Annotated in this window: 18 protein-coding genes; 10 read left to right on the top strand and 8 right to left on the bottom strand. The window is 67.8% G+C overall.

The window, feature by feature from the left end; translation table 11 throughout:
- Together TSH64_RS32645 and TSH64_RS32640 are read right to left on the bottom strand one after the other, a co-directional pair.
- Positions 1–1632 (bottom strand): DNA translocase FtsK 4TM domain-containing protein (locus TSH64_RS32645; RefSeq protein WP_247873279.1); only part of this gene is annotated, 1632 nt, incomplete at its 3' end.
- A gap of 65 nt (positions 1633–1697) precedes the next feature.
- Positions 1698–2954, bottom strand: coding sequence for an aminotransferase class I/II-fold pyridoxal phosphate-dependent enzyme (locus tag TSH64_RS32640; RefSeq protein ID WP_109451420.1), 1257 nt, complete (start codon positions 2952–2954; stop codon positions 1698–1700).
- A 261-nt stretch (positions 2955–3215) separates the two neighbouring features.
- Between TSH64_RS32640 and TSH64_RS32635 the strand changes: the two genes are divergently transcribed.
- Positions 3216–3785, top strand: coding sequence for a DUF2239 family protein (locus TSH64_RS32635; protein WP_109453256.1), 570 nt, complete (start codon positions 3216–3218; stop codon positions 3783–3785).
- A gap of 111 nt (positions 3786–3896) precedes the next feature.
- Here the strand turns inward: TSH64_RS32635 and glnK are convergent, their stop codons facing one another.
- Positions 3897–4235: a P-II family nitrogen regulator gene (gene glnK / locus TSH64_RS32630; RefSeq protein WP_012977707.1), complete on the bottom strand. Its 339-nt coding sequence runs from the start codon at positions 4233–4235 to the stop codon at positions 3897–3899.
- A 404-nt stretch (positions 4236–4639) separates the two neighbouring features.
- On the opposite strand from glnK, the gene TSH64_RS32625 reads away from it, so the two are divergent.
- From TSH64_RS32625 to TSH64_RS32615, 3 genes are all read left to right on the top strand, one after another.
- Positions 4640–5914, top strand: coding sequence for a UbiH/UbiF/VisC/COQ6 family ubiquinone biosynthesis hydroxylase (locus tag TSH64_RS32625; protein WP_109451418.1), 1275 nt, complete (start codon positions 4640–4642; stop codon positions 5912–5914).
- 103 nt (positions 5915–6017) lie between these two features.
- Positions 6018–6689, top strand: a complete 672-nt coding sequence (locus TSH64_RS32620; protein WP_109451416.1) for an outer membrane lipoprotein carrier protein LolA — start codon at positions 6018–6020, stop codon at positions 6687–6689.
- A 145-nt stretch (positions 6690–6834) separates the two neighbouring features.
- Entirely contained in the window at positions 6835–7410 is a 576-nt protein-coding gene (locus TSH64_RS32615; RefSeq protein WP_247873278.1) for a DUF308 domain-containing protein, read from the top strand.
- 49 nt (positions 7411–7459) lie between these two features.
- Here the strand turns inward: TSH64_RS32615 and TSH64_RS32610 are convergent, their stop codons facing one another.
- Positions 7460–8113, bottom strand: coding sequence for a glutathione S-transferase family protein (locus TSH64_RS32610; RefSeq protein ID WP_109451411.1), 654 nt, complete (start codon positions 8111–8113; stop codon positions 7460–7462).
- An 85-nt stretch (positions 8114–8198) separates the two neighbouring features.
- Between TSH64_RS32610 and TSH64_RS32605 the strand changes: the two genes are divergently transcribed.
- From TSH64_RS32605 to TSH64_RS35460, 3 genes are all read left to right on the top strand, one after another.
- The gene (locus TSH64_RS32605; protein WP_109451409.1) at positions 8199–8702 is read left to right on the top strand and encodes a helix-turn-helix domain-containing protein; all 504 of its coding nucleotides are present in this window, start codon (positions 8199–8201) and stop codon (positions 8700–8702) included.
- 256 nt (positions 8703–8958) lie between these two features.
- Entirely contained in the window at positions 8959–9951 is a 993-nt protein-coding gene (locus tag TSH64_RS32600) for an AraC family transcriptional regulator (RefSeq protein ID WP_109451407.1), read from the top strand.
- A gap of 110 nt (positions 9952–10061) precedes the next feature.
- Positions 10062–10778 (top strand): hypothetical protein, encoded by a 717-nt coding sequence (locus tag TSH64_RS35460; protein ID WP_146208093.1) that lies wholly within the window; start codon positions 10062–10064, stop codon positions 10776–10778.
- 133 nt (positions 10779–10911) lie between these two features.
- On the opposite strand, the gene TSH64_RS32590 is transcribed toward TSH64_RS35460, so the two are convergent.
- Both TSH64_RS32590 and pobA read right to left on the bottom strand, forming a co-directional pair.
- Positions 10912–11268, bottom strand: a complete 357-nt coding sequence (locus TSH64_RS32590; protein WP_109451403.1) for a Lin0512 family protein — start codon at positions 11266–11268, stop codon at positions 10912–10914.
- A 118-nt stretch (positions 11269–11386) separates the two neighbouring features.
- On the bottom strand, positions 11387–12616 hold the full coding sequence (gene pobA / locus TSH64_RS32585; RefSeq protein WP_109451401.1) for a 4-hydroxybenzoate 3-monooxygenase: 1230 nt from the start codon (positions 12614–12616) through the stop codon (positions 11387–11389).
- A gap of 159 nt (positions 12617–12775) precedes the next feature.
- Here pobA and TSH64_RS32580 point away from each other — a divergent pair, with 159 nt between their 5' ends.
- From TSH64_RS32580 to TSH64_RS32570, 3 genes are all read left to right on the top strand, one after another.
- Positions 12776–13756: a helix-turn-helix domain-containing protein gene (locus TSH64_RS32580; RefSeq protein WP_109451399.1), complete on the top strand. Its 981-nt coding sequence runs from the start codon at positions 12776–12778 to the stop codon at positions 13754–13756.
- Between the two features lie 74 nt (positions 13757–13830).
- Positions 13831–14667 carry a serine O-acetyltransferase gene (gene cysE, locus TSH64_RS32575; RefSeq protein WP_247873392.1) on the top strand — a complete coding sequence of 279 codons (837 nt, stop codon included), beginning with the start codon at positions 13831–13833 and terminating at the stop codon, positions 14665–14667.
- Positions 14668–14801: 134 nt separating this feature from the next.
- Positions 14802–15569: a DUF3750 domain-containing protein gene (locus tag TSH64_RS32570; protein ID WP_247873277.1), complete on the top strand. Its 768-nt coding sequence runs from the start codon at positions 14802–14804 to the stop codon at positions 15567–15569.
- Positions 15570–15630: 61 nt separating this feature from the next.
- On the opposite strand, the gene TSH64_RS32565 is transcribed toward TSH64_RS32570, so the two are convergent.
- A complete protein-coding gene (locus TSH64_RS32565) occupies positions 15631–16587 on the bottom strand; it encodes a glycosyltransferase (RefSeq protein ID WP_158285440.1) in 957 nt (318 codons plus the stop codon).
- A gap of 170 nt (positions 16588–16757) precedes the next feature.
- On the bottom strand, positions 16758–16970 hold a 213-nt coding region (locus tag TSH64_RS36135), incomplete at its 5' end, for a hypothetical protein (RefSeq protein WP_211099173.1).

The raw sequence follows: 16970 nt of genomic DNA, 5'->3' as shown, positions 1-16970 counted from the left end.
CCGGTAGAGCAGCGACAGGATCATCGTGTTGATCGCCACCGACTTGCCCGAGCCGGTGGTGCCGGCGACCAGCAGATGGGGGAAGCGGGCGAGGTCGGCGACCACCGGCTGGCCGCCGATGTCCTTGCCGAGCGCCAGCGCCAGCTTGCCGCCATGCTTGTCGAAGCCTTCCGCCGCCATCAGCTCGCGCAGCAGCACGGTCTCGCGCTTGGCGTTGGGCAACTCGACGCCGATGACGTTGCGGCCGGGAACCACGGCGACACGGACCGACACCGCGCTCATCGAGCGGGCGATGTCGTCGGCAAGGCCGATGACACGGGAGGATTTGGTGCCGGGGGCCGGTTCCAGCTCGTACAGGGTGACGACCGGGCCGGGATGGACCTTCTGGATCTCGCCGCGCACGCCGAAATCGCCCAGCACGCCTTCCAGCTGGCTGGCATTGCGCTGAAGCGCCGCCTCGTCCAACTGCTCGCCGCGGATGCCGGTGGGCGGCACCTGCAGCAGGTCGAGCGGCGGCAGCTCGTAGCCCGGAGGTCCCTCCTCCTCGCCCAGTGGCAGGCGGGGCTGGCGCGGGTCCGATTTGTCGCCTTTGGTCTCCGGTGCTGCGGATTTGGGCGGGGTGACGATGGGAACGCTGCGGGCCGGCTTGTCGGCTCCGCCCAGGGCGGTTGTGCCGGGGGCGGCAGCCGGGCCTGCCGCTGGTCCGGCCGTCAGCGTAACCCGGCTGGCATCGAGGCCGGCGGGGGGAGGCTGGGGCACCCGGACGGCTTCGTCGAAGCGCGGGATGTCGTGTTTGCCGCCGCGCAGCGAGGCGTCCACGGCGACCGAGGCCGCCTGCGCGGCATTGCGGCCGTGGCGGCGCAGGGAGTCCACGCCGTTGCGGGTGCCCTGGCGGATCAGGTGGACGCCGTTGACCATGCCACGGCCGAGCGCGCGGAAGCTGGCAATCCACTCGCCGATCGACAGGCCGGCCGCCAGGAACAGCACCAGCCCGCCGCCCACCGCGGCGGCCGTCGCCACCATCGGCTCGGGCCCGAACAGGTTGGCGACCCCGCGCAACAGCACCTGCCCGATGCTGCCGCCCGGAAGGGGGGCGAGCGGATCGGTGGAGGCGTCGGTCAGGCCGGCCAGCGCCATCGCCACCAGGAACACGCCCCACAGCGCCAGGACGGTGCGGAACAGCGGGTTGCCGAGCTTGCGCTGGGCGCCGAGCCGCCAGCCCCAGAACATCGGCACCAGCGCGATGACGAAGGCGGCCCAGCCCAGCGACTGGATCAGCAGGTCGGCGGCATAGGCGCCGGGGATGCCGAACAGGTTGTGGGCGCCACCCGCCGTGGCCGGGACCGAGTTCAGCGAGGCGTCATGCGGGTCGTAGCTGCCCAGCAGCACCATCAGCAGCAGGCCGAACAGGCCCAGCACGAAGCCCATCGCCTCGCGCGCACGGGCGACGACGAAGGCGCGCATGGCGGGCGAGAAGAAGGGCGGCTTTTCCTGCCGGCTGCGGCCGGAGCGGATGCGGTCCTTTCCCGGCTCCTTCGCGGCCTCGCGGGGCGCTCCCTTGCGCGGGCTGGGGGCGGGCCGTCCCAGGCTGGGCCGGGGGCGCGCGGAGGAGGGGCCGGCGGGTCGGGCCATGGGACGGAAACCTCGTGCTGTAGAAACCGAAAAAGGGGCTGGCCGGAACCGGGTGCCGGAACCGCTCAGCCGAGAATGCGGACGATGGAGGCGCAGGCCTGGGCGACGGTGTCGGTGTCCTGCACCAGGGCGACGCGGATGAAGGCCTCGCCGGGGTTCGGCTCGCCGGGATTGTTGCGAGACAGGTAGGCGCCGGGCAGGACGCGGACCGCACCCTCCGCCCACAGCCGCTTGGCGGCCTCCTCGCCGTTGCCGACCTCCAGCCAGAGGAAGAAGCCGCCGGCCGGACGGCTATAGCCGTAGCGGCCGCCCAGCTCCGCCTCCGCCGCCGCGAACTTGGCGCGGTAGGCGGCGCGGTTCTCCTCGACATGCGCCTCGTCGCGCCACAGCGCGGTGCTGGCGGCCAGGATCGGCAGCGGCATGCCGGCACAGCCGTAGCTGCGCAGGCGGGAGAAGCGGCCGATCAGCGCCGGGTCGCCGGCGACGAAGCCGGAGCGCAGGCCGGCAGCACTCGACCGCTTGGACAGGGAATGGAAGACCAGCAGGTTGGACCAGGGCTTGCCGTCCGCGTAGGGCAGGCCGGCCGCGACCTGGAGCGCGCCAGCCGGCGGGGCGTCCAGCCAGATCTCGGCATAGCATTCGTCGACCGCCAGCACGAAGCCGTACTGCCGCGCCAGCCCGATGGCCTTGGCGAGATAGGCCGGCGTCGCCGCCGCTCCCTGCGGGTTGGCGGGGGTGCAGAGGTAGAAGAGCGCCGTGCGCTCCAGCAGCTCCGGCGTCAGGGCGTCGAGGTCGGGCAGGAAGCCGGTCTCGCGCGTCGCCGACAGGAACACCGGCTCCGCCCCCGCCATCACGGCCGCCCCCTCATAGGGCGCGTAGAACGGGTTGGGCATCAGAACCGCCGGCTGGCGCCCGGCCTTCCGCGTCGGCACCGCCAGCAGGGCCAGCATGAACAGCGCCTCGCGCGTGCCGGACAGCGGCAGGATGGAGCTGTCGGCCTGCAGCAGCCCGGCCGGCAGGTCGTAGCGGCGGGTCAGCCAGTCGCCGGTCGCGGCGCGGAACTCCGGCGTGCCGCCGACCGGCGGATACTTGTTCCAGCCGGATGCGCTGGCGCGCAGCGTTTCCTCGATGATGGCGGGCGGGGTGTGCTGCGGCTCGCCCACCGTCAGCAGGACGGGAGCGACGTTGGCGCGCGGGGTGATCGGCGCCAGCAGATTGGCCAGACGGGTGAAGGGATAGTCGGTCAGCAGGTCGAGCCGGTCGTTGCCGATCGCCTCGGTGAAGACGGCACCGCTGTTGACGCTGAAATCCGCAGAAACCATGGCGACCGCAACCCTCTTCGCAACCCCGGATGCCGCACCCCGGCCCGGGGAGGCGGCCATGTCTTCGATTGAGGGACCGATCCTATCGGCGGGGCACGGGGGGCACAAGCGCCCAGAACCTTTGGCCGCGGCGGGTGGCCGAACGGTCACAGCGGACGGAAGACAGTGTCCTTACGGGTCGCTTCGCTATTTCATCCGGGCGATATTGACGGCCCTGTTTCATCCGGGTAAAATATGTCCCTCACCAACGGAGTTCCGACCATGTCCGTCACCGCCGAAACCCTCTGTACCGCCTTCCGGGGCGAGCGCCGCCTTGCCGCCGGGGATGCGCTGAGCGTCGCGCGGGCGGTGCGGACGGCCCTGGACGCGGAGCCGGATGGGCCGCCGGTGCTGGTGTTCGACGACGCCACCGGCAAGGTGGTCGACCTCGACCTGCGGGGAAGCGATGACGAGCTTGCGTGGCGTCTCTCGCCGCCGCCGTTACCGCGGGGGCCGGGACGGCCGAAGCTGGGGGTGGTCGCGCGGGAGGTGACGCTGCTGCCGCGCCATTGGGAATGGCTGAACGCCCAGCCGGGCGGCGCATCGGTGGCGCTGCGCAAGCTGATGGACGAGGCGCGCAAGGGCGGCGAGGCGAAGGACCGGGTGCGCCGGGCGCAGGAAAACGCCTACCGCGTCATGCTGGAGCTGGCCGGCGACCGGCCGGGTTATGAGGAGGCGGTGCGGGCGCTCTATGCCGCGGACCGCGCGCGGTTCGAGGCGCTGACGGCGGAGTGGCCGGCCGACGTGCGCGGTTACGCCGGTGCGATGGCGGCGGACGCCTTCGGCGAGTGAGGATGGCGACTGGGGATAAAGGACCGGCTGAGGATTGAGGTCAGGCGCGCGGGACGCGCGCCCGCCGGGTCCGTTCCCGCCGGAAGGAGCGGACCCCGAGGGCCGGCAGCCTTACAGCGCCTCGGCGTTGGTCTCGCCGGTGCGGATGCGCACAGCCTGGGCGATCTCCAGCACGAAGATCTTGCCGTCGCCGATGCGGCCGGTGTTGGCGGCCTTCTGGATCGCCTCGACAACCTGCTCGTACTGGTCGTCGGACACGGCGACCTCGACCTTCACCTTGGGCAGGAAGCTCACGGAATATTCGGCGCCGCGGTAGATTTCCGTCTGGCCCTTCTGGCGGCCGAAGCCCTTGACCTCGCTGACGGTCAGGCCCTGGATCCCGAGCGACGTCAGCGCCTCGCGCACTTCGTCGAGCTTGAACGGCTTGATGATGGCCATAACCAGTTTCATGTGGCTTCCCCTTAAAGCGTTGTTCCGGCCGCGTGCAAGGCTGTGGCAGCCCGGTTGCGGTTCCGGTCCGGCCCGACACCGTACCGTTCCCCCGCCGTTGGCCCAAGCCTGTTCGCGTCGACCGCAAAAATCAACGATTACAAGAATCGTGCCGGTTGAAATGCGCTGCAACGATGGGAATATGCCTGTTGATTGGGCGCCCAAAAAGGCGGCATCTGCCCAAAATCCATTCAGCGACAATCTGTCCGGCGATCTGGCCGGGCCGGCTGGGGACTGGACACTGGACAGGACGCCGCAGTGCGACAATTGTCTGGTCGCGGCGTTGCCGGCAAGGCTCAGGGACAAGGCTCGGGCCCGGCCGGCGACCGGCACAGGCATTCTAAGGCGAGAAGGCAGCGAGCATCATGGCCGTACCGGGCACCGAATCGGGCAACGCGACCGTTCCCCCGCAGGGCGGAGACATCACCACGGAGGTCGTGGTGCTGGGCGGCGGCCTGGCCGGGCTGACCATGGCGGCGGCGCTGGCCAACGCCGGCGTGCCGGTGGTCTGCATCGACCAGGACAGCCCGGAGCGCATGGGCGAACGGGATTTCGACATCCGCACCACGGCGATCTCCTACGCCTCCAAGATGGTGCTGGATGCGGCGGGCGTGTGGCACCACATGGCCGACAAGGCCGGCCCGATGCTGGACATCCGCATCGCCGACCAGTTCTCGCCGCTGTTCATCCATTACGACCACACCGAGCTGGCGGTGGAGGGCAAGCACCAGCCCTTCGGCTGGATCCTGGACAACAAGGACATCCGCCACGCCCTGTTCACCCGCGCGGCCGAGTTGCCGGGGCTGGTCCATCTGGCGCCGGCCAAGGCGGTGACGGTGGAGCGGACGCGGTCCGGCGTCTCGGTCCGGCTGGCCGACGGGCGCACCGTGCGCGGCCGGCTGCTGGTCGGCGCCGACGGGCGGCGGTCGATGGCGCGCGACAGCGCCGGGATCAGGGTGCGGCGCTGGTCCTACGACCAGAGCGCCATCATCTGCACGATCCGCCACACCGAGCCGAACAAGGGCGTCGCGGTCGAGCATTTCCTGCCCAACGGCCCCTTCGCCGTCCTGCCGATGACGGACAACCGCTGCTCCATCGTGTGGAGCGAGAAGACCTCGCTGGTCGACACCTATCTGAAGCTGCCCGACGACCAGTTCGTCGACGAGCTGCAACGGCGCTCCGGCGGCTATCTCGGCGAGATCACGCTGCTGACCAAGCGCGAGGCCTGGCCGCTGTCGGTCCTGCTGGCCGACCGCTTCATCGCCGACCGGCTGGCCCTGGTGGGGGAGGCGGCGCATGCCATCCACCCCATCGCCGGTCAGGGGCTCAATCTCGGCATGCGCGACGTCGCGGCCCTGGCCGAGGTGGTGGTCGATGCCTATCGCCTGGGGCTGGACGTCGGCGGGTCGGAGGTGCTGGCCCGCTTCCAGCGCTGGCGCCGCTTCGACACCGTGCTGCTGGCGGCGGTGTGCGACGGGCTGGTCCATCTGTTCTCCAACAGCATCCCGCCGGTGAAGCTGGCGCGCGACCTGGGCATGGCGGTGATCAACCGGCTGCCGCCGGTCAAGCGCTTCTTCATGAAGCACGCCATGGGCGTGGTCGGCGACCTGCCGCGGATGATCAAGGGCCAGCCTCTTTAAGCAGCCATTAAGAGCCGGCACCGGTAATCCTTGGCAGCGGGGGGCGGACGCCTTATGTCCGCCATACCGGCCGGGTAAGGAGCCGGGCTCCGAACGACCGAGGATGAAGACCGTGCTTCGCCGCCTTTCCGCCGCCCTGCTGTCCGCCGCCCTCATTGCCCCGCTGCCGGCCGTCTTCGCCCCGCCCGCCGTCGCTGCGCCTGCCACGCCCGTCTCGCTGACGGCGCAGGACCAGGCGGTCGTCGCCAAGGTGGAGGAGTATCTGAACGGCATCACCACCCTGCAATCGAAGTTCCTGCAGGTGGCGCCGAACGGACGGCAGGCGACCGGCACCTTCTCCCTGTGGCGGCCCGGCAAGATGCGGCTGGAATATGACCGGCCGCTGAAGGACTTCATCGTCGCCGACGGCAGCTTCGTCTTCTATTGGGACGGCGAGATGCGCCAGCAGTCGAGCGCCCCCATCGGCTCGACGCTGGCCGACTTCATCCTGCGCAAGAACATCCGCCTGTCGGGCGACGTCACCGTCACCGACGTGTTCCAGGCCCCCGGCGTGATCGAGGTCAGCCTGCTGGAGACCAAGGACGCCGGCAAGGGCACCCTGACCCTGGTGTTCGAGGACCGGCCCTTCCAGCTGCGCAAGTGGCGGGTGCTGGACGCCCAGGGCCTGACCACCGAGGTGGCCCTGCTTAACCCGCGGACCGACGTCACCTTCGACCGCGAGATGTTCTATTTCAAGGAGCCGGCGCGCGGGTCGGACTTCGGCCGCAACAACTGAGCGGCCACGGGCGGGCGGGCAACGAAACCCTTCGCCTCCTGTTGTCATTGCACGGGATGACAGCGGGAGGCTTTCCATGTCCCACGACCATGTGGACCGGCCCGGGCCCCATCCGCAGCCCGGACCGGCGGGCCGTCTGCGCAGAATGAACAGGGTGCTGGCGCGCAACTGGTGGGCGCTGGCCCTGCGCGGGGCGGCGGCGATCCTGCTGGGGGTGCTGGCCCTGCTGATGCCGGGGGTGACGGTGGCGACGCTGGCGCTGACCTTCTCAGCCTACCTGCTGCTCGACGGGGTCTTCGCCATCCTGGCCGGCCTGCGCGCCTCCCGCCACCATGAGCGCTCGCTGCCCTTCATCCTGGAGGGGGCGGTCAGCCTGATCGCCGGCATCGTCGCCGCGCTGTGGCCGGCCGCCAGCCTGTTCGCGCTGGTGTTCCTGATCGCCGCCTGGTCGGTCGTCACCGGCCTTGCCGAGGTGATGAGCGCCTGGCGGATGGAGCGCACCCACGGCAAATGGGCCTGGGGCGTGGCCGGGGCGCTGTCGATCCTGTTCGGGCTCAGCATGTGGATCCTGCCGGCGCTGGGCCTGCTGGCGCTCGCCTGGGGTGTCGCGGCCTATCTGATCGCCTTCGGCCTGCTGGCGCTGGTGACCGCCGTCCGGCTGCGGCACTGCCATCGCGGGAACGGCGCCCTGGGCAACGGGGGAATGACGGCGACGGTATGAGCCGTGCCATCGCGGATGGCTGCTGCTATGAAGCCGCTCCCCCAACAGATCAGTCGCGATCTGGCGCACCGAGTGGGAAATAGGACCGATAAGGGCGCCCCTCGTCGACGGCACGCGCGATGGACGGCCGCGCCAGCAGGCGTGAGCGATAGTCCCGCAGCCGGGGAAAGCCGGGGCCGATCCGGTGAACCCAATCGGCATAGAAAAGCGAGGGGGCCGCGGCGCAGTCGGCCATGGTGAAGCCGTCGCCTGCCGCCCAGCGTCTGCCCGACAGCCTTTCCTCCAGCCAAGCATAGGCCGTATCGAGGGCCTGGCGGGTTTTCTCCTTCACCTCGTCCAGCCGCGTCGCGTCCGGTCGTATCGACTCGAACACCGGCGCCTGCATGGGCGTCATGATGTAGTTGTCGAAGAACCGATCCATCAGCCGGACCTCCAAGGCGGCGTCACCGTCGTCGGGCAGCCACCGGATCGGTCCGGCATGATGGCGATCCAGATGCTCGATGATGATGCTGGATTCCACGACCGTGCGGCCGTCGTCCGCCAGCACCGGAAAGCGCCCGAGTGGCCAGAGCGCCGCACGCTCCGCCGCTGCGCCGGGTTCCTCCAAATTCCGGTAGGTGAAGGGAATGTCGTTCTCCCAGAGCGCGATCAGCACCTTTTGGGAATACGAGGAGAAGGGATGCGCGTAGAGCGTCAGCGACATCGGGGCACCTCCAACTGCTTGCGATATGCAAGCAGTTGAAAGCTACCGCGACCGATCCTAATTTGCAAGCGGAAGGAGACCGGTCTTGCAGGATGCACATCGGTCGGGATGCCCGATCAACCTGACGCTGGAGGTCCTGGGCGACCGCTGGAGCCTGATCGTCATCCGCGACATCATTTTCGGCGACCGGCGGCGGTATCGCGAACTCCTGACCCGCTCGGAGGAGGGCATCGCGTCCAATGTTCTGGCGGACCGGCTCAAGCGGCTTCTCGCCGCGGGCCTGCTGACCAAGGCCGACGACCCGCGTCACCGGCAAAGCGTGATCTACAGCCTGACCGAGCCGGCGATCCAACTCGTTCCGTTGCTGGCTCAAATGGGCGCATGGGGGCGGCGGCACGCGCCTGCGTCCAGAGAGCTGTCGATTCGTGCGCAGCTTCTCGAAGAGGGTGGTCCTCCCTTGTGGGAGGAGTTGATGGATGAACTGCGCGTGCGTCACCTGAATGCCGAGGCGTGCGGCCTGTCGGTCTCGGACTCCGTTCTGCAGAGACTGAACGCGGCCTACGAAGCAATCCGGCAAGCGCCGAACTGACGGGCTTATCGCCGAGGTCACGACGCCCTCTTCCAACCCGTTCCGCGCGGGATGGGGCGGCTTTTGCTTGGCACATTCCCGTCTTATCGTAAGCCTATCGTACAATTTCCTACACAAACAGTCTCTGGCAGCCTGAAATCCGGCACAATGTTTGCTGCGTTGCGGCAAAACGGCTGCGAGGGGCTGTGTCATGACGCCGCACCGACCGACTCTTGGGCAAACTGCCGGCCAGCCCGGCGGGAGCCGCACAGGAACTGTGCAACACAACATCCTGGCCGCCGCGGCCTGCGGGGTGTCGGACTTCATCGCCGCCCAGGGCGGCTGCCCCGATCAGGTGTTCCACCGGGCAGGCGTGGAGGAGCGCGCGCTCGGCCAGCCGACGCTGGCGCTCGACCTCCGCGCCTATGTGGCGATGATGGAGGTGGCGGCGGCGGAGACCGGCAACGACAATTTCGGCCTGATGTTCGGCCGCCAGTTCCAGCCGGAGATGCTGGGGCTGATCGGCTCCATCGCGCTGGCCGCCCCGACTCTGGGGGCCGCACTCGACCATCTGGCCCGGCTGTTCCCCTTCCACCAGCAGGCGACCGAGACCCGCTTCGTCCGCGAGGGCGAGCTGCTGCGGCTGGAATACCGCATCCTCGACGGCTGCATCGTCGAGCGGCGGCAGGACGCCGAGCTGACCATGGGCATGTTCGCCAATGTGGTGCGCGCCTGCCTTGGGCCCGACTGGATGCCGGAGGAGGTGCATTTCGAGCATCCCAAGCCGGAGGGCTGGCGCCAGCACGAGTCGCTGTTCGACGCGCCCGCCCATTTCGGCCAGCGCACCAACGCCATCCTGCTGCGCGACCGCCAGCTCGACCGCCGCATGCCCGGCGGCGACATGGCGCGGCTGACCGGGCTGTGCGGCACGCTGATCGACATCGCCCGCGGCACCGGCACGCCGCCGCTGCTCGACCGCGTGAAGGCGGAGGTGCGGGCGCGGCTGCCGGAAGGCCCGACCTACGTCGAGGACATCGCCGACCGGCTGGGCATCGCCCGCTGGACCCTGCAACGCCGGCTGGCCGACGAGGGGCTGAGCTTCTCCGATCTGGTCGAGGGGGTGCGGCGCGATCTGGCGGCGGTCTATATCCGCCAGCGCCATGTCCCGGTCGCCGACATCGGCGCGCTGCTGGGCTATTCGGAGGTCAGCGCCTTCAGCCGCGCCTTCCGCCGCTGGTTCGGCATGTCGCCGGCGAAGATGCGGGGTTAGCGACCCGCACATCCGAGGGTCCGTTGCCTGTTCCAAACAGCGGCATCGGTTCGGCGACAGCCACCGCCTGGTTGTGTTCACCGGACCGATGAATGCCGGGCGCGCAATAATTGCGTGTCTTCTATCATGTTATTACGCTATTTGGTATTACCGACAAGGGTGAGGGGGCTTCTGCCGCCAGCCACGGCGATTCGGCACCGATCATCCGGCAAAAAATGATGCTGGGGAAAACAATGATATCGCAAAGACTTCGTGCGTCATTCCTGGCGTTAGGCACGCTGCTGTTGCTCAGCGCCTGCGCCAGCCCGCATATGCGGGATGCTTCGGAACCCGTCGCGGCCGTCAAACCCGCTGAAAATGCAGCAACGCTTGTCCTGATGCGCCCATCGATGTTCGGCGGCGCCATCCAGTCGTCGGTCTACGACATAACGTCGGGCAAGTCCGAATTCATTGGCATCGTGTCCGCTGGGAAGAAACTTGCCTATGGAACGCCCGCCGGCAAGCGTCGCCTGATGGTGGTCGGGGAGTCGGCCGATTTCATGGATGCGGATTTTGCGACGGATCAAATTTACTACGCCCGCATTGCTCCACGCTTCGGAATGTGGAAAGCGCGCTTTTCTCTGGAGCCGGTTCCCGCCTCCTCGGCTGACCTGGAGAGCGATTTGAAGACTTGCACCTGGGTGGAAAACACCCCCGCTTCGCATGATTGGGCGCGCACGAACATGCAAAGCGTGGAGATGAAGAAGGCAGAGTATTTGCCAGACTGGGAGAAGGGCTCGGACAAGCCCTTCATCGCCCAGGATACCGGCAGGAAGGCTCAGCCATAGCCGGAGGTCATCAAAACGGGCGTCGTCGCCGGTGACGGGTGTTCGCCCGCACTGTCGCGGATCGCGGGCGGCGCCCGGTATTGCAGGAAATCCCCCTCGGCCGGAACAGGCCGGGGCAGGGGACCCGGAAGGATCAGATGCCGACCTCGACCGCAGCGTTGACGACATAGATCTGCTCGTTGCGGTCGTTCTTGTCGGCCAGGAAGATGCCGCTCGGCGCCAGCATGCCGCCGCTGGTGACGTGGATGCTGACCGCGCCATAGGGGAAGACGGCCTTCACCGCCTCATGGTCCAGCCGGTCGGCATCGGCCGGCACGGCGAGGTGGACGCGCACCTGCATTTTGCCGGTGTCGCCGTCCACCAAGGCCCGCATGCCCGGCATCGAGTTGCGCTCTATGGCGTTGCGCACGGCGCGGACGGCGGCCTTGGTCACGTCCTGGCCGTGCAGATCCACCCCCATGCCGAGTTCCACGAACATCACCTGTTTCATCGCGCCCCTCTTCATCGCGTTGGGCCTTCCTGTCGGTGTCGGATGACGGGATGATGGCGCGGAGCCGCGGCAAGGGCCAGGGGGCGGCGGTGGATTTTCGGGGGGTGGAAGGCGCCGCTCACTCCATCGGCAGCCCGACGTAATTCTCCGCCAGCGCCGTCATGGCGGCGCGGGAATGGACGAGGTAGTCCAGCTCGGCCAGATGCACCCGCTGCTCGAAGGGGGACTCTGTCTCGTTCCGGTGCAGCATGGTGGTCATGTACCAGGAGAAGCGCTCCGCCTTCCAGATGCGGCGCAGGCAGGTAGCGCTGTAGGCGTCCAGCGCCTCGGTGGTACCGGACTTGTAGTAGGCGGTCAGGGCGCGCGACAGCACCAGCACATCGGCGACGGCCAGGTTCAGTCCCTTGGCGCCGGTCGGCGGCACGATGTGGGCGGCATCGCCGGCGATGAACAGGCGGCCATGCTGCATCGGGTCGCAGACGAAGCTGCGCATGGCGATGATGCCCTTCTGGAAGATCGGCCCTTCGGTCAGGGTCCAGCCGTTGTCGTCCTCCAGCCGGCGGTGCAGTTCGGACCAGATGCGGTCGTCCGACCAGTTGGCGATGTCGTCCCTGGGATCGACCTGGATGTAGAGCCGCTGCACCTCCGGCGAGCGGGTGCTGAGCAGGGCGAAGCCGCGCTCGTGGTTGGCGTAGATCAGTTCGGGGTGCGACGGCGGGGCCTCGGTCAGGATGCCGAGCCAGCCGAAGGGATAGACCATCTGGTATTCGCTGCGGGTGGCGGCGGGGATCGCCTGCCGGCTCGGCCCGTGGAAACCGTCGCAGCCGGCGACGAAGTCGCAGCGCAGTTCCTCCACCGGCCCGTCCGGGCCGCGGCGGAAACGGATGCACGGCGCCTTGCTGTCCAGTTCGAGGAACTCCACGTCGGACACGCCGAACAGGATGGTGCCGCCATCCTCCAGCCGGGCGGAGACGAGGTCGCGGATCACCTCATGCTGGGCATAGACGGTGACGCGCTTGCCGCCGGTCAGCTCCGCCATGTCGATGTGGTGGCTTTGGCGGTCGAAGCGCAGCGTGATGCCGGAATGGAAATGGGCCTCCCGCATCATGCGCCCGCCCAAGCCCATGTCGTTCATCAGGTCGACCACCCACTGTTCCAGCACGCCGGCGCGGATGGTGCCCTCGATCTCCTCGCGGCTGCGGTGTTCGAGGATGACCGACTCGATGCCCTGGCGGTGGAGGAGGTGGGACAGGAACAGGCCGGCCGGGCCGGCGCCGATGATGGCGACCTGGGTTCGGGCGATTGGGGTTCGGGCGATTGGGGTTCGGGTCGATTTGGTGGGGTGCATGTCTCTCGCCCTCCTTGGGGACCAGGGGAGGTGTGTTTTGCAAATTGTTGCTCACACCAATCATTGGTGTTCATGCTATTCCCGGGCAGGAGGGCCGGACATAGACGAACCGGCGAAAGGCTTGTACTTTTCAACGTCTGTCCGACGGGGCCCCGTGCGATGTCCGCCCATCTCGCTCCCAGCGCCGAACCCATTCCCCGCTATTGGCTGTATGGCGAACCGCCGGCTGTGCCGGAGCTGCGCTTCGTCCATATCGAGACGATTCCGGAGCGGATGCGCTTGTACAATTGGGAGGTCCGTCCGCATCGCCACGATGGGCTGAGCCATGCCCTGCTGGTCGGGGAGGGCGGCGGGCGGCTGACCGCGGACGGGGTGGAGGTGGCGTTCCGCGCCCCGGCGCTGATCGTCGTGCCGGCACAGGTGGTGCACGGTTTCCGCTTCGATCCCGGCACCGACGGGCATGTGCTGACCATGTCGGAGGGGTTCCTGGCCGGGGTGCTGGCGGCCGCACCGGAGGTGGAGCTGCGCGATGCCCCGGCCCTGCCGCAGGCCTGGAACCTCGATGCCGGGTCGGACGGGGCGGCGGCGCTGGACCGCTGCTTCGCCGAGATCAGGCGGGAGTTCCGCGCCCACCATGTCGGCCGGGCCAGCGCCATCGCGGCGCAGGTGATGCTGCTGCTGGTCGCCGCAGCACGGCTGGCGGCCGACCGGCGGCGGGACAGTGCCGACCGCGACGGGCAGGGGGTGTCGCCCGACCTCAGGCTGCTCGCCCGGCTGCGGCCGATGGTCGACGAGCGGTTCAGCCAGCATTGGCCGGTGGAGCGCTATGCCGCGGCGCTGGGCGTCACGCCGGGCCGGCTGAACGCCGCCTGCCGCCGGGTCACCGGCCTGTCGACCCTGCAGCTGGTGCATGCCCGGCTGATGCTGGAGGCGCGGCGCTCGCTGATCTACACCAGCCATGGCATGGCGGAGATCGGCTATGCCCTGGGGTTCGAGGATCCGGCCTATTTCTCCCGCTTCTTCACCAAGCGCGAGGGGCGGTCGCCGCAAGCCTTCCGCCGGGCGCATGGGGATGGCGGAACGGGAGGCAGCGTTGACGGGAACGGCCTTGACCGGACCGGGGGCGTCTCACCACAGTAACAGCCTTGCGTCCCATGGCGGGGATGCGGACCGATTCAATGCTTGGGCCCGGTTTGCGGGAAAGGGTGGTGGCGATGGACAGCCTGGACGTCACGATGCGCGAGCCGGCCGAAACGGTCGAACAGTCGCTGTGGCGCCGCCTGCGCGCCGACGCCGTCCGGGTGGCGGAGGAGGAGAGCGGGCTCGCCCCCTTCCTCTATGACGCGGTGCTGGCGCGCGACGGTTTCGGCCCGGCGCTGGCCGCCCTGCTGGTGCGCAAGCTGGCCGACCGCGCCATGCCGGAGGACCGGCTGGCCGCCGTGGTGCGCGACGCGATCGAGACCGACCCGGCCATCGTCGAGGCCGCCGCCGCCGACCTTGCCGCCATCCTGGCGCGCGATCCCGCCGCGGACGGCTGCCTGACGCCCTTCCTCTATTTCAAGGGCTACCATGCCCTGCAATGGCACCGCGTCGCCCACTGGCTGTGGCGGGGTGGCCGGCACGACCTTGCCCATTTCCTGCAAAGCCGGGTGTCGGAAGCCTTCGCCGTCGACATCCACCCGGCGGTGCCGGTCGGACGCGGCGTGTTCATCGACCATGGCACCGGCGTGGTGATCGGCGAGACGGCGGTGATCGGCAACGACGTGTCGATCCTGCAGAACGTCACGCTGGGCGGCACCGGCAAGGAGCATGGCGACCGCCACCCGAAGGTGCGCGACGGCGTGCTGCTGTCGGCCGGGGCCAAGGTGCTGGGCAACATCACCATTGGCGCCCATGCCAAGGTCGGCGCCGGCAGCGTCGTGCTGAAGGACGTTCCCGGCTGCGCCACGGTTGCCGGCGTGCCGGCCAAGGTGGTCGGCTGGTGCCGCGACGAGCCGGCGCCGGCGCTCACCATGGACCAGAGCCTGCAGCAGGGCGATTACAGCATCTGAGCAGCCGCGTCCGCGGCGCTGACCCTCCGCAATCACCGGAAATCCGCGGTCATTGTGCCCATATGGGCCGTGCCTATATGGAAAGCGGGCGGGAAGCCCGGAGCTGAGGGCAGGGCGCGAGGGCCGTGAGGGTGTTGCTGGCATTTCTGTTGACGCTGGTCCTGCTGCTGGCCGGGCCGGTGTTCCTGCTCGCCTCCGGCGCGGTGCCGACCGCCGTGGATTGGAGCCGCATCGACCGCAGCCCGGTCGGCCTCGCCCCCGATGCGGCGACGACGCCGGAGGCGGTGGTCCAGGTCTATGCCGCCCGCGTGCTGTCCTGGCGTGGCGCCTTCGGCGTGCATCCCTGGTTCGCCGTGAAGCCGGCCGGCGCCCGCAGCTACACGGTCTACGAGGTGATCGGCTGGCGTGCCTACCGTGGCCTGTCGGTGGTGTCCGTCAGCAACCGCGATCCCGACGGCCGCTGGTTCGGCGCCCAGCCGGCCCTGCTGGCGGAGTTGCGTGGCCCCGCCGCCGAAGCCGCCATTCCCAAGATCGCCAAGGCCGCCGCCGGCTACCCCTATGCCGGCGAGTACCGCGTCTGGCCCGGCCCCAACAGCAACACCTTCGCCGCCTGGGTCGCCCGTGCCGTGCCGGAGCTGCGGCTCGACCTGCCATCGACCGCGCTGGGCAAGGATTATCTCGGCCGCGGCCTGTTCGCGCGGGCGCCGAGCGGCACCGGCTGGCAGATCAGCCTGTTCGGCGTCGCCGGCCTGCTGCTGGCTCTGGAGGAGGGGGTGGAGCTGAATGTGCTGGGGCTGACCATCGGCATCGACCCGCTGGACCTTGCAGTGAAACTGCCGGGAATCGGACGGGTGGGATGGTTCGGGTCGGGGACCGTCGATGCGACGCAGGGTAAGTCCTGACTTGCGCCTGGCCATAAGGACCGCGCCCGCCGGTTGAGGGTGAGCGCGAAGCCCAAGGGAATTAGGGGGCCTTAGAGAAAGGAGCCCATGATTGAGCGGAGAAATAGGCGTCGGCAAAGCCGGTGCAGGAGGAAAATCGAGGCGGTAGTAAATCGAATCGAATAATTCCAATATTCTGCACGTAAATCTCTTTTGGATTTATGAAACGATGTTTATGGCGTGCCAGAAGCATGTGCCTGTTGCGGCGCTCGACCTCCTGAAAGAGGCGTTTCTTGTTCGGATCGGTATAGAGATCCTTGCTTCCGCCGCCAAAACGACTGAAATGGGGTATGCTGGTGAACGCCACTTTCAGCCCATGCGCGTTTGCCCGCATACAGTAATCGAGATCGTCATAAAGAAGAGGGGCAAAGCCCTCATCAAGAAGGCCGACCATATCCAATGCTCGTCGAGATAGGATCAGAGGCGAACGAATCACCATAGGGCATAATGTAACCATGGACTCGAACCGATTGTCCGAAGGCAATCGGAACCGTTTGGCGATGGTGTGAAGATAAATATAATGGTCGCCGTCGATTACCGGCGGGTCTGGAATATTGTCTAATGCTTCGATCTTGTTCGGTATCTGCCAGGAACTTTGTGGAGGGTTTTCAGAGCTTACGCAACGCACACCAATCTGTCCGACTCCACGACCGCTCAGAATGTCGATCCCATTGCTCTCCATGAAGTCGACACAGACATCAAGCCAGTCGGCTGCCAATATAAAGTCGTCATCCTGCACGATGGCGACCCAGTCTCCGGTCGCGGCAGCGATTCCGGCGTTGTTTGCACGAACCTCCCAGATGTCGTTGGTGACGATCAACCGGTCTGCATAGCATCCCAAAATCGCTTGAGTGCCATCAGTGCTTCCATCGTCGACCGCCACCAGTTCCGCGTCACGAGCGGATCGGCGAAGTTGATCGAGAAAAACATCAAGATAATGAGCTTTGTTGTGAACACTAAGAACGATGCTGGACTTCATGAGGATTTCCAGGAACAGGTCAATCGCGCTTATAGAAACAAAGCGGCATCCCAACAATAGGATAGGATCTGCGCTGTTGCAAACAGCCAGCGCAAGCCGCATCCCTGTCGGGCAAGCCCGTCGTCAAGCCGGCCGATCCGTCCCCGCTTTCGGCCGCGCCAACACTCCAATCACTGAACGGTCCAGCTTCGGCGTTCCAGATCGAGGAAACAGCGGTGATCAGAAGAGGCGTAGCCCTTCACCATGCCTGCCGCATGCTCGCAGGGCCGTGTCCAGCCCAGGCTACGCGTTCCGAAGTTCGTGGCCGGTACGCCAAAAACGGCGAAGAGCCTTTTCAGGCTCGCCTGCACCAACCAACCCGCTGAATTTAAAAGAAGGGAGGG

Source organism: Azospirillum sp. TSH64, from assembly GCF_003116035.1.
Lineage (GTDB): Bacteria > Pseudomonadota > Alphaproteobacteria > Azospirillales > Azospirillaceae > Azospirillum.
This window is presented reverse-complemented; position numbering and strand designations above follow the sequence as displayed.

What these genes read in the sequence shown, in the direction of transcription:
- TSH64_RS32640 (WP_109451420.1), bottom strand. Translation starts at nt 2,954, where the DNA reads ATGGTTTCTGCGGATTTCAGCGTCAACAGCGGTGCCGTCTTCACCGAG.
- TSH64_RS32635 (WP_109453256.1), top strand. Translation starts at nt 3,216, where the DNA reads ATGTCCGTCACCGCCGAAACCCTCTGTACCGCCTTCCGGGGCGAGCGC.
- glnK (WP_012977707.1), bottom strand. Translation starts at nt 4,235, where the DNA reads ATGAAACTGGTTATGGCCATCATCAAGCCGTTCAAGCTCGACGAAGTG.
- TSH64_RS32625 (WP_109451418.1), top strand. Translation starts at nt 4,640, where the DNA reads ATGGCCGTACCGGGCACCGAATCGGGCAACGCGACCGTTCCCCCGCAG.
- TSH64_RS32620 (WP_109451416.1), top strand. Translation starts at nt 6,018, where the DNA reads ATGAAGACCGTGCTTCGCCGCCTTTCCGCCGCCCTGCTGTCCGCCGCC.
- TSH64_RS32615 (WP_247873278.1), top strand. Translation starts at nt 6,835, where the DNA reads ATGAACAGGGTGCTGGCGCGCAACTGGTGGGCGCTGGCCCTGCGCGGG.
- TSH64_RS32610 (WP_109451411.1), bottom strand. Translation starts at nt 8,113, where the DNA reads ATGTCGCTGACGCTCTACGCGCATCCCTTCTCCTCGTATTCCCAAAAG.
- TSH64_RS32590 (WP_109451403.1), bottom strand. Translation starts at nt 11,268, where the DNA reads ATGAAACAGGTGATGTTCGTGGAACTCGGCATGGGGGTGGATCTGCAC.
- pobA (WP_109451401.1), bottom strand. Translation starts at nt 12,616, where the DNA reads ATGCACCCCACCAAATCGACCCGAACCCCAATCGCCCGAACCCCAATC.
- TSH64_RS32580 (WP_109451399.1), top strand. Translation starts at nt 12,776, where the DNA reads ATGTCCGCCCATCTCGCTCCCAGCGCCGAACCCATTCCCCGCTATTGG.
- cysE (WP_247873392.1), top strand. Translation starts at nt 13,831, where the DNA reads ATGGACAGCCTGGACGTCACGATGCGCGAGCCGGCCGAAACGGTCGAA.
- TSH64_RS32565 (WP_158285440.1), bottom strand. Translation starts at nt 16,587, where the DNA reads ATGAAGTCCAGCATCGTTCTTAGTGTTCACAACAAAGCTCATTATCTT.